Below are 12,402 nucleotides of genomic sequence, written 5' to 3'. Positions count from 1 at the left end.
GAGCAAGATTTGGGGGATTCTCCCCCAAGCCCCCGATTGGGGGACGCAACCGTCCCCCAAACCCCCTCCAAAATTATTCTTTCGTTTTTTGTTGAGTCATTATTTTTGTTTGGTGGTGATTTAGTTGTCTTATCTGAACCGTATTGTGCTGTAGCCTTTCCTAGTCTGCTGAGGTACAAATTTATCTGCGTCCATCCGCGTCCATCGGCGGTTAATTATTCTTGCTTGTACTTCACTAGTGGCGTGGCAAGGCTAAAATAGGGCATAAAAATAACTCTTGTGGTGTGGGCATCCTGCCCGCACCGGACGGGCTAGAAGCCCATCCCACAAGAAATTTATCATGCAACATTTAAGGCTTGCCGCGCTACTAGAATGAGAAAGGCTATATCTGCTTGCATATATAAAAAACATCAAAATTTAATGGTTCTATTAACAAAAATAGTTGGTCTGATAAACTGCATAATGATGCTTTTTATCAGATAGAACTTCTATATATTTAATATTGAGCATTATTCACTCTTTAGAAGAATCTATGAATATAGATTCAGTCTGAAGTTATCTTACAGCCTACCAGTAGTGTTTGCTTTTGCTTTTGTGACAAAAGTTTAGAATAGGCCTAAACTGAGACTGCGATCGCACTACTACCTATAAGATAATTTCTCAATATTTAAAATAATCCCCCGACTTTGGATAAATCGGGGAGATTGTAATTTACAAATGATGTAGAACTGCTTTAGCTCAACGATAGTTGTGAATCTTATCGCTAACTTCTATCAAAAGAATAAACACACTACTACCGCAGGTATAGCTTTACCAATAGCCAAGCTTATACTAAGCTAATCAGGATTTAAGCTGCACTATTGAAATTGTACATAAATGACTTAAACTCTCTCCTCTGCCCCTCTGCTCCCCTGCGGTCTAAACTGCAAACTAAGTGCTTAATAGCTTACCGTAAACCATCATTATCAATAGCACTATAGCTATCGTTGGCTAAAAGTCCTAACCAGGGGTCAGAACTAGGAGTCAAAAAAAGTTGCGCGTAAACTTTCTCGTTCAATTCGGCTACATCACTAGTTTGGGCTTCTTGGGTAAACCATTGATGAATTTGGCTATGCAACATATATTCATTTCTAACGGAATCTAAAGCCATCAAATTTTCAAATTGATTGACGATTTTTTGCAAATTTTCAGATTCAGTTTTGGTTGATGAGAATTTTTTGGCGCTGATTAAAGCGATGCTATTTTGATCGAGTTTGGCATCAGTGGCATAAAGTTGAGCAATTTTATTCCAAGCTTCTTGGTCGGTAATTGCTGCTAAGTTATTGCGATTTGCTTCCGCACCAGGACGTAAAGCACTCAGCATCGGAGTTTCGACGGCCATTTTTGTTACCGCCAAAGAACCTGCGACTTCTGCTGTGGGTGATGGGTTATCTACTAATCTCGGAGGAGTTTGAATCCCCAAGCGGGATAAATCAGCAGTCCATTGAGTTTGGATTGCATTTAGGCGATCGCTATGGTATTTCCTTAAAAAAGTCTGACGTTGAGCAGTAGGAAGTTTACTGTATTCTTTGGCTGCAACTTCAGCTTGTTGTAGCTGGCGTAAAAAAGCTTTGGGGCCGTACAGTCCCGGAATGGCATCAATCGGACGACCAGAAGCATCTAATATATAGTGAATGCTGTTGCCTGTAATGGTTCGCTCTAGTTTGCGACCATCTCCAAAATCAATGGTAATTTTGGGTACAGGTCTGACTGATTGCCAATGTAAAATAAAACGATTTTGTAAAGCTTGAGAAATTGCCGCATTGGGATATAGTGCTACACGAAAAAACCGACTATTGGCACAGCTTAAATCTTGATCTAGCCTGCCTAACAACCGCAGAGATAAAATAGGTTTACCACTAGCCTTAGCGGCGGCTTTGGCAGCTTCTAAGTCTGTGTACCAATACAACCGCGAAGCATAGCAATCTCGCTGTTGACAAAGTTGATCTAAGGCGGCGCGAATTTGCGGATTTGGCACAACTGCACCGGAAGAACTTGTATTGAGTTGAGTTTTGTGAGTATTCAGGAATTTTTGCAATCCCTGGCTTCCCTGTTTTCGCAGCACAGTCACTTCTTGAGATAGTGCAGCAGTTTCACTAGTTGATGTTTGTGCTTGGGCGGTTGACCAAAAGTTTACAATCACCAAACTCAGAACAAAGGCTTTTGTGAAGTTTTTCAATGTCATATATTCCTAGATAAATAGAAATTGCAGTACTAAAAGACATTTATTTTGTGAGTCTAAATCAGCAGATTCAGATGTTATGTTTATAACTCAACTCCGGTTGCGATCGCCAAATGTAAATTTTATTCCCTAGCTATTCAATATAAAGACTTTATATCCAATTTTAAAGTTTCTGCTTTTAATCAAACTTGATCAAGCTGATATACGTCTATTGATTAATGGTTAATAAAAACTTGATGTAGATAACATAATCAACATAATTATTGATAAAAACTTTATATATTGATACCATGTCAATCCTTAAATATGCGAATAAATTGCAGCCTGATAAATATTAATAGACGTAGTAAAATACGTAATTTTGCTCTTCAGAGATGACTAGCTATTCTCTTAGTATTGCTGATAGTTGCGTTGCTCCACGTTGTGAATCAATCCCATATTTATTATATCAGTGTGCATCTATCAGTTGATTTTCTAATTGTTTTTTAGATGAGTTTTATTTCAAAGATTGCTTTTAAATAGCAGCACTTATTCTGTCTTATTTATGAAGATAAAACTCGGAAATTTAATAGCACAACGCAACACTAATCTGAAGTCCAACCAACACTACACCACTGCAATGAAACAATATACTTGTCCTTTACTAGCACTACTTTTAAGTGTAGTCTCTAGTTTTATTTGCATTCCTTGTCGCGCTCAAGTTAACACAGAAGCTAAAGCAACTGAATTAGATAGCAATGTTTCATCTGAAAATACATTATTGAATAATGATGAGCGATCGCTAGTTGATAATGCAGACAATTCTGCAAGTGTTAAATCAACAACTGTATCTGAAACTGCTGAGAATACAGTTGCGGTAACTAATAATCCTACCAAGCCTCAGCCGACATTTCGCGTTCCCATCAACAGTAGAATTTTTGCGGCTCCTTCGATGCGGCAGTAGAATTAAAGTTGAATTTAATTAACTCAAATCCCCGACTTTGTGATTAAGTCGGGGATTTATTTATTTATACATAATTTACGCCGTGTGCGACTTTCTCTCAAACCTAACCCCCAACCCCTTCCCTACCAGGGAAGGGGAGCAAGATTCAAAGCCTCTCTCCGTTTCGGGGAGCCAGCGCGTTGCGGAGGTTCCCTCCGTTGTAGCGACTGGCGTGAGAGGTTTGGAGAGGGGTTTCAAGAATAAGTCGCACATCGCGTTAATTTATAATACAATACGGTTCAGTTAAGAGAATAGTAGGTTGGGTGTAGCGATAGCGTAACCCAACAAAGCCTTGAAAATGTTGGGTTCCGTTCCTGCACTCAATCGAAAAACGCTGTATTAAGACTGCTGTAGCAGAACTTGTTCATAACGTTTTCCAGCAATATCCCAGGTGAATTCTGTTTCTACTAATTGTCTACCTTGTTCAGATAATTCTGAACGCAGTTGGGGATGATCAAATAATTGACTAATAGCTGTGACATATTCTGCTGGAGTGTTAGCTCTCAAAGCGCGTAGTGGTTGATCTGCAATATCTACAGCTAATCCTTCCAAACCGCGATCGCTGGCTACAACAGGTACACCTGCGGCCATTGCTTCCAAGGTTTTATTTTTAATGCCAAAACCAGTGCGGAGCGGCACTACACACACTGTAGACTGGTGTAAATATTCTGTCATGGAAGCCACACGCCCAGTCACAATCACACCAGGAAGATTATTTAACTCTAAAACTTCGGGAGTTGGTCTAGCACCAACAATACTAAAAGTGGTGTCTGGATAATGTTTTTGTAATTGCGGTAAAACTTCAACAGCAAAAAAACATGCTGCATCAATATTATGTGAAGCATCCATAGCACCCACAAAAATTAATTTATGTCCGCCTGGGTCTTGTTGACGACAGGGAAACAATTCTAAATCCACGCCGTTGGGAATCACTTTAATTTCTAGATCAGGACGCAGTTTGAGAAATTCTTGGCGATCGTCTTGGGTTGTCACCACAATGTTAGAAAACTTATTACAATAACGCTGTTCGTAGCGTTTGAGAACCAGAGACAAATAAAGGCGATCGCGCGTTGCATTTTGCGCCGCACCCATTTCTAAATGATCACGAATCCAGCCGTAAACAGAACTGTGAACATCAACCACCGTATTTACTAGATGACGGTAGTCTGGCTGAATATAAATTTCATTGACGCTATGTTCACAAGTAATTACATCGCACTTCCGGGCGCGGACATATTCATCAACCCAAGCTTGAATCTCTGGAGAATAGCGATGGAGTACATTTGGCGGTGTGGCTTTGAGTACCGACTCTAAAAACCGGACTGTTTTACCGACTAAACGAGCGATCGCATTTTTTTCTTGGGGTTCCGGCGGTAAAGGAAAAACAATCAATTCACTCACATATTTCCGTAATTCCTCTATCTCGGCTGATGTTGTTTCCTTGTTACTCTGTGTAATTAACGTTATGTCGTGGTTATATTGAAGATATCGCAGTAAATTAAAAGTTCTAATTTCTGTTCCTCCACGACTGGGCGGGTAGGGAAATGTAGACGATAGCATTAATATCCGCATATAATTTTGCTGCTCCTTTTTTGAATAGTAATTATGATGCAGTTAGGGCGTTAATCGATAATACTTTAACTCTTATTTTGTAAAATGTAAGCTGATGATACTCTAGGAATAATCATCATTTGATTCCGCCCATAACCCATCAATTTATCAGCTAAAAAAATGAATCATCAACTGATGCTTTTTATCATTACTGCTAATAAGAATTAAGTTGTTGGGTTTGGCAATTTTACCCGCCACAGCCATTCCAGATAAATCGTGAACAAAAAAACTGTTAACTACGTCAAATGTGCATTAGTTTGACTGGTGCAGTCATTTGACTGCTGCATCCAAGTTAAATGTTATAAATAACTTTCATAACTTAAGTACAACTGCTGACTAATGTTGCAATTTTTCCCATACCAAAGCTTAAAAATTCATGCTTGGGTAGCTCAGTTATTGACTAAATTTAGGCAATTTTTAAACTGGCGCTCAATTCAGCCTCTTCTACCAGTTTTGTTTATCACCTCATTCAGCATCGTGGTATTTTTAGGCAATGGGACACCGACAAATGCTCAAATATCTGAGTCACCCCGCCAACAAATTCGCGGTGTTTGGCTGACTAATAACGACTTCGATATTATGAAGTATCAAGCCAAAGTGCAGGATACAATGGCTCAATTGCGGCGGCTGAACTTTAACACAGTCTATCCCGTCGTCTGGAATGATGGTTATACAAAATATCCCAGTGCAGTAGCACAACAGCAGGGTATTCCCTTTTTCTTCAAAGGTGCAGAAGGACAAGATATCATTGCTGACATTATTAACCAAGGCCGTCGTCAAGGATTAGTAACTATACCTTGGTTTGAATTTGGGTTTATGGTTCCCTTAACTTCAGAATTAGCATCCGCTCACCCAAATTGGCTGACACAAAAGCAAGATGGAACTCAAACTTCAATTACTGCGGCGGGTGAAGTAGCTTGGTTTAATCCTTTCCATCCCGAAGTCCAAAAATTTATTACTGACCTTGTAGTTGAAATCATTACCAAATACAACGCTGATGGGATTCAATTTGATGACCATCTGAGTTTGCCTGTGGATTTTGGTTACGACAGTTACACGATAAAACTATATACCGAAGAAACTGGCAATCCACCTCCCCCCAACTCTCAAGCCCAAGCATGGGTGCAATGGCGGGCGGATAAAATTACAGCATTCATGCTCCAACTTTATCAAGCGGTGAAACAAATCAAGCCTAATGCAATTATTTCTGTTTCGCCGAATTACTATGATTATGCTTATAAATTTCAACTGCAAGACTGGCTGAATTGGGTGAGATTGGGTATTGTAGACGAGCTAGTGATGCAAGTTTACCGTAACGATTTAGAAGCTTTTATCAGCCAAATTACTCGCCCAGAAATTATCGAAACACAACAATATATACCTACTGGCATAGGTATTATGACAGGGTTGCGAAATCGCCCAGTTTCTCTACAACAAATTCAGTCTCAAGTCCGGGCGGCTCAACAACGCGGTTTGGGTGCTGTGTTTTTCTACTATGAAAGTCTGTGGGATATTGCACCTGAACCTGTGGCGCAGCGACAAGCTGGATTTTTAGAAGTTTTTGCTAACCCTGCGTTGCGGGATACTTCTCAAATTACCCGTCGCAAGCCTACTTTTGATACGATATCAGTCCCTTTATATACTAAAGGTTCTGTTAGCCAAGCAAGTCGAGGCTATTTTTTAGAAATATCTGTAGCCAACGGGCGACCGAGACGTGTTTTGTTAGATACAGGTTCAGCAGGTTTAAGAGTACCTCCAGAATTTTTCGGGAATGCTCCCATCCGCAAAACAGGTCAAGTTGTCAAGGAAGTATTGAGTGATGGGACAATCTTAGAAGGAGAATTAGTTTATACCAATTTCCGAATTGGTTTTCTGACTACTGAAGAACCTGTTCCGGTACAGGTTGTGACTAGCCGCAAATGTACTAGCCAAAAACCAAATTGTTCGGCGAAAAGTAGTACAGCGTTTTCCGGTATTATCGGTGTCAATTATTTTGAACGGTCACTTCCTTATAACCCGTTGAGAAAATTACCAGGAAATTTGAGTAACGGAGCGATCGTCACAGGTAATGGTGGTACTAATAATAGTGGTAATCTCACCCTTGGCTTGACCGAAAAAAATCGCGCAGGTTTTAAGATGGTTTCCCTGAAGGCGCAACCTGCAATTGATGGTATACCTGGCAATAGATGGGACTCTCGACTTAACGCCGTCTGTTTAACTATCTCTGGTAGTGCGATGAAAAATAGCTGTAACAGCAGAATGGTGACTGACTCTAGAAATACAAGTGGTTTTGTGGAGTTGAAGTCCCCAAACCTCTCAGGCAAGCTTAAACCCGGAAGGTTACGCCCGGAAAATACTGTTAAAATAGCTATTCCTCAAGTTTTGGACTACAGTTTAGTTCCAGGCAACCGTGATGGGTTTAATTTGTGGAATATTGCGATTTCTACCCAAGCTGAACAGCCTGTATTTGTGAATAGTGGTATTGGATTTTTTGATCGATACGATGTTCTTTTTGACGCAATTAATGGACAACAGGGGTTTCGTGTTCGTCGTTAACAAGACTTACGTAGAGGTGTGAAGGCAATACGGTTCGGTTAACAAATGTATCTGTTGAGGTGAGCAGGGGGGCGGAGGAGCTTCAGGTGCAGGGGAGAGCGTACCTTCGTTCCCCCTTTCACCCCTGCACCCCTGCACCCTTGCTTGCCTACACAAGTAAGTTTCTTATCCGAACCGTATTGGGTGTGAGGGTGTAACGAAAAGAAAAAAGCCGATGCAATTCTAAGTTGCACGGCTTTCGGTGTGGTATGAGGAGCTTAACTAAATCTCATGATACGGTAACTAACTAGTTTGCTGTACGCTCGTAACAATTTTGGTAACAGAAATTTTTGGACAGTACAGACTGATAAGTAGCCGTTTTGAACTTGCATACATAAGAGCATTTGCCGCTTATTAAAGCTAATTTAGCCTACATTTTGGCGGAATTTTTGTTTAAGTAATTATTGAGAGGTAAGCTAATCAGCATTTAAGCTGCACTATTGAAATTGTACATAAATGACTTAAACTCTCTCCTCTGCCCCTCTGCCCCTCTGCTCCCCTGCGGTCTAAACTGCAAACTAAGTGCTTAATAGCTTATTTTCTCTTGAAAACGGTAGCTCATATATTTCTAAACACTGAAGAGATTGGTAAAAACGCCGATAACGCCTGTCGGTAAGCAATTCATTGTTAACTAAATTAATTCGTTTCCCTGCTGCTTCAACTTCAGGCGCATCGAATGGCTGTGTTTCCCTAAGAGAAGAGTATACGCATACTACCTGTTCTAGTTCTCGAAATTTCTCGACAAACGGCATCAAGGTTATCATACGTCTAACAATATTCTGTACTTCTGGCGTATGTTGTGGATCGAGTCCTCTTTGTTTAGCGTCAGTGATTGCTGCCTTCAATAGTTCCACTTCATTAGACAGGACGGGTGGGAAGCTCTGTCTTTTAAAAATGTTTAGTGATATCAGGCGCAGCATTTGTGTTGATTTCACTTAGATTTGGCTGGCTTGAATGAAGATATTGAATACTTTATGATTTATATTAGCAATACCTCTGTCAATTTGCGAGGGTTCCAAGCCTGTAGCAATGGGATGAATACGTCCCAATCAAGTAAGCTTGGCAAAAATTTGGGCTAATAAAATAGGCTCAGGCTTTGCCTGGATTTCTCACAAGAGAGAAATCCAGGGGTGTGGGAGGGGTGGGAAGTGTGGGAGGATGGTGAAAAAATCTTTCCCCCCACACTCCCCACACTCCCCTCTCTCCACACCCGCTACCCATACGTGAGAAATTCGGGTTTGGAGGAAGCATTTTTTAAGATGTAACCTGCACCTGTTATAAAAAATCCCCTGGTTTTTACGGTTGTCACCAGAGGAAAAATTAATATTGCTCTAATTTAGGATGTTTTTCTTGTTATTAGCATAGCAATATTGACTAGTTTCAAGTTGCCAAAATGGCGGAAAAAAACAGTTTTTTTACAAAGAACAATTCAGAATTCATAGTAATTTTAAAAACCATCTAGAACTCATAGTGGATTTATGAAAAAAATCAGTACACGTAGAACAGGCTTCTTTCCGACTCCCTGTCTACACATTCTCTACTAAATTCCAGAAATAGCCGTCTGGTGCGGTGAAAGAAAAACTTTTTTCTCGAAACTCATTTTCGATGATGTTTGTAAAGTTTAGCACCTGACTGGATTTGATGCGATCGCAGTATTCATCGATATGCTGCACACGGTAAGTATACAACGACATTCCTAAACTTCCTGGTTGGGCGGCTTCAAACCGTGATTCTACGTTCATCGCTTCGGGAAAGCGAATTATATAAAGTCTCCCACTCCGCGCCGCCATTAAGTCAGTTTGGGAAGAACGGGGATCATCAAAGGTTGTGACGATAAATTTTTCCCCTGGCTTGAGGTCGAATAAATCTCGACCTGCGGCTGAAGAATCATAGCTAGTTTCCACATCATCGCGCACACGCAACAAACCTAAAACTTCCTCATAAAACTTCAGGCTAGTTTTGCTATCGTCTTGAACAATAATCCCTATATGGGTAAACTGGCTGGTTTTAAATACCGATGCTTCGTTGATATGTCCGTAATTTGGGATGGTGTAACCAAATCTTTGAAATAAAACTTGTCGAGTTAAGGGTTGGAGTAGTAACATTTCTCGCACCCCGACAGTTTGGTCAATAAAAGGGCGGCTTTTGCGTTCTTTGTTGTAAATTACTTCCCAGTAGGGAATACTATAACGCACTGAGAAACCAGCCGCTTTGGCTTCTTCGGCATGATTTAAAATTGTTAAAATATCAGAGGTGAGGGTAGTTGCCCAACGATTTCCCTTGGTTTTCATGGATGCTAACCCCAAACCTTGATTAGTGGGATTTTGCCAAACCATCAACCGAATCAATCCATGATCTGCATTTTGATGATACAGGCGAATGGAACGCACAGCAGAATTTACACCATATAATTGATAGGCTATCGCCGCAGGTAATTGACCAACTTGTCCAATACGATAACCAAATTGTTCCCAATATTGAATGGCAAAAATTGGGTCGGGAACACCAATACATACTTCATAAATACCTGTTATTTTAGGTTCTTTTTCTAGAGTCATAGTGAATTTAATTTAGATATAACCAAATAATATTAATTCAAAAATAAGGTGGTGGAACAGGATTTTTTTGTCTCACGCAGAGACGCAGAGGCGCAGAGGAGGACACTTGCGTGGGCGGGTTCCCCGACTTGAAGCAACTGCCGTCAAAGTGTCTGTCATGCAGAGAGGTACAGAGAGTTTATTTGTCGGTGATTTGGTTTAAGTCTTGGAGGACGGCGGCGGCTGATTGATAGCGATCGCTAAAATGATAGCGTACCATTTTATCTAAAATTATTCTGAGTTCAGCACTGATTTGGGCTTTGGGTTGCCACATAATATTACCTGTGTCTGGGTCTGGTTGTAATTCTTGGGGCAAAATACCAGTAATCGCCTGAATTGCCATCATCCCCAAAGCATAAATATCACTAGATAAGCGCGGATGTCCGGCAAATTGTTCTGGTGGCGCATAGCCCCTTGTACCAATAGCAACTGTGGGTAATTCTGTTTGTTCACTAGTTGGTGGCTGCATTAATTTCACTGCACCAAAATCAATTAAAACTAAGCGGTTATCTTGATTACTTCTAATAATATTGTGGGGTTTAATATCTCGGTGAATTACTCGATGTTCATGGACAAATGCTAAAACTTCTAATACACCTTTGAGCATTTCAATCACAAAATTTTCGGTTTTTGTGCCATATACAGGTGCTAATTCTTCGTGGAGTGTATGTCCAGCAATGTATTCTTCGACTAAATAAAATTCCTGTTGGTCTTCAAAATAAGCCAGCAAGGCGGGGATTTGCGGATGTTTCCCTAAAGCCTCTAAAATTTCAGCTTCGGTATTAAATAATCTGCGGGCGACTTCTAAAAATTTTGGGTCTCGGCGTGCCGGCATTAATTGTTTGACAACACAAGTAGGACTACCCGGACGTTGAGTATCTTTGGCTAAATAAGTACGTCCAAATCCACCAGCGCCCAACACTCTGGAAATTTGGTAACGTCCACCCAACAGTAAATCACCAGTTCTTTTTTCGGGTTGTGTAATTGTGGCTGCGGCGTGGGTATGTTGGTCAATAATTTTAGTCGCTTCTGCGGCGGAGGTAGTTTCTTGTAAGAGAATATTTAATTGAGCGATCGCTTCTTGTTGTTGTTCAACTTGCTGAATAATTAATTTAGTTTGCTTTTGGGTGTTGTACGCTGTATAAACCAACATCCCCACACTACTAAATACAAAGGCCGTCGCTGGGGGAATTAAGGGTATCCAAGCAGCAATTAAAAATAAACCCCCGCAAATTCCTATTAAACAAGTGAGGATTACACCTCCCACAACCAACAGCATTAGGGGATGTCCCCACCGCCAGCCTAAAAAGCTACCTAGCAAAGACCAAGCCAACACCCAGATTATTTCCAGCCACTCAGGCCAATACCAAATTAATGGTCTACCATCTAACACCGTACTGAGAATTTGACTGGTTATTTGGGCATGAATAAATAAATTTGATGTTCTAGTGGGATGGTCTGGTGAAGCACTGTAGGGAGTGTATACCCCAGGATAAATACTAGTAGCAGTAGTGCCAATAATGACTAACTTATCTTTGACCCAGTTGGGATTAATTTGATTGTTGAAAACTTGAGAAAGAGTAACTGTTTGCGCTAGGTGATTAGGGTGGCGATAATTTAATAATGTTTGATAACCAGCCGCATCTGTCCCTACATAACTACCAGAATTAGCAGTGAGGATAGGGAAAGTGGTTTTACCAAGATGGAAATATTTTTCTGCAAAATCTACATTTATCCCTTGTTTTTCTAAATAAATAATTGCCATTAAACCCGCAAAGGAAAATTGCGTTGCACATTTATTGCTATTAGTCGGGTCGGCAAATAATAAACTCCGGCGAACAATTTGGTCTTCCTGGTTATCAGAAAGTAAATCATTATAACCAACATTATCGATAGGAAAATTGGGCGGTGGCGAAATTTCTGATCTACCTTGACTGCTTAACAAACAAGTAGCAACAATATTCTTCTGATTAGCAATTCCAGCCGCTAGATTTTCTTGATCTGAGCGATAAATATTTAAACCAATAACGCGGGGTTGATAAGATTCAAGTTTCGTTAATAACTGATTGATTGTGGCATCAGATAATGGCCATTTGAATTTTGCCAAATCCTCTTCAGTAATTGTAACTATTAATAGTCGCGGATCTGGTGGTTCTGGAGGGCGCGATCGCAACATTTGGTCATAAGCCTTTAACTCCCAAGGTTGTAACCACTTCAGTTCCCGCATTCCCCACACCAAAGCGGTAACTCCCACACCAGTGACGACAACCATTCGCCACCAGTGAATCTTCGTCAAGGTGTCACGATAATCTTGATTTCGGGTTAAGGCAGTTCGCAGGTATTGTAATATTCCACTAATCACAGAGTTGTAGTAGAAGGCAGGAGGTGAGGCAGTC

7 protein-coding genes are annotated in these 12,402 nt (G+C 40.6%); 2 read left to right on the top strand and 5 right to left on the bottom strand.

Annotated elements, in window-relative coordinates; all coding sequences use genetic code 11:
• Positions 1–946: 946 nt before the first annotated feature.
• On the bottom strand, positions 947–2,224 hold the full coding sequence (locus H6G28_RS04880; protein WP_190669337.1) for a hypothetical protein: 1,278 nt from the start codon (positions 2,222–2,224) through the stop codon (positions 947–949).
• A 541-nt stretch (positions 2,225–2,765) separates the two neighbouring features.
• Between H6G28_RS04880 and H6G28_RS04875 the strand changes: the two genes are divergently transcribed.
• Positions 2,766–3,164 (top strand): hypothetical protein, encoded by a 399-nt coding sequence (locus H6G28_RS04875; RefSeq protein ID WP_190669335.1) that lies wholly within the window; start codon positions 2,766–2,768, stop codon positions 3,162–3,164.
• Positions 3,165–3,542: 378 nt separating this feature from the next.
• On the opposite strand, the gene H6G28_RS04870 is transcribed toward H6G28_RS04875, so the two are convergent.
• The gene (locus tag H6G28_RS04870) at positions 3,543–4,775 is read right to left on the bottom strand and encodes a glycosyltransferase family 4 protein (protein ID WP_190669333.1); all 1,233 of its coding nucleotides are present in this window, start codon (positions 4,773–4,775) and stop codon (positions 3,543–3,545) included.
• Positions 4,776–5,153: 378 nt separating this feature from the next.
• Here H6G28_RS04870 and H6G28_RS04865 point away from each other — a divergent pair, with 378 nt between their 5' ends.
• Positions 5,154–7,370 (top strand): family 10 glycosylhydrolase, encoded by a 2,217-nt coding sequence (locus H6G28_RS04865; protein ID WP_190669331.1) that lies wholly within the window; start codon positions 5,154–5,156, stop codon positions 7,368–7,370.
• A 557-nt stretch (positions 7,371–7,927) separates the two neighbouring features.
• Here H6G28_RS04865 and H6G28_RS04860 read toward each other — a convergent pair.
• The 3 genes from H6G28_RS04860 to H6G28_RS04850 form a co-directional block, all read right to left on the bottom strand.
• Complete coding sequence (locus H6G28_RS04860) at positions 7,928–8,344, bottom strand: hypothetical protein (RefSeq protein ID WP_190669329.1); 417 nt, start codon at positions 8,342–8,344, stop codon at positions 7,928–7,930.
• Between the two features lie 591 nt (positions 8,345–8,935).
• Positions 8,936–9,967, bottom strand: a complete 1,032-nt coding sequence (locus H6G28_RS04855) for a VOC family protein (protein WP_190593442.1) — start codon at positions 9,965–9,967, stop codon at positions 8,936–8,938.
• Between the two features lie 178 nt (positions 9,968–10,145).
• On the bottom strand, positions 10,146–12,368 hold the full coding sequence (locus H6G28_RS04850) for a CHASE2 domain-containing protein (RefSeq protein ID WP_190669327.1): 2,223 nt from the start codon (positions 12,366–12,368) through the stop codon (positions 10,146–10,148).
• Positions 12,369–12,402 lie beyond the last annotated feature (34 nt).

Source organism: Nostoc sp. FACHB-190, from assembly GCF_014696905.1.
Classification (GTDB): Bacteria; Cyanobacteriota; Cyanobacteriia; order Cyanobacteriales; family Nostocaceae; genus Nostoc_B.
This window is presented reverse-complemented; position numbering and strand designations above follow the sequence as displayed.

Coding starts and splice junctions, on each gene's coding strand:
- H6G28_RS04880 (WP_190669337.1), bottom strand. CDS start 2,224: ATGACATTGAAAAACTTCACAAAAGCCTTTGTTCTGAGTTTGGTGATT.
- H6G28_RS04875 (WP_190669335.1), top strand. CDS start 2,766: ATGAAGATAAAACTCGGAAATTTAATAGCACAACGCAACACTAATCTG.
- H6G28_RS04870 (WP_190669333.1), bottom strand. CDS start 4,775: ATGCGGATATTAATGCTATCGTCTACATTTCCCTACCCGCCCAGTCGT.
- H6G28_RS04865 (WP_190669331.1), top strand. CDS start 5,154: ATGTTGCAATTTTTCCCATACCAAAGCTTAAAAATTCATGCTTGGGTA.
- H6G28_RS04855 (WP_190593442.1), bottom strand. CDS start 9,967: ATGACTCTAGAAAAAGAACCTAAAATAACAGGTATTTATGAAGTATGT.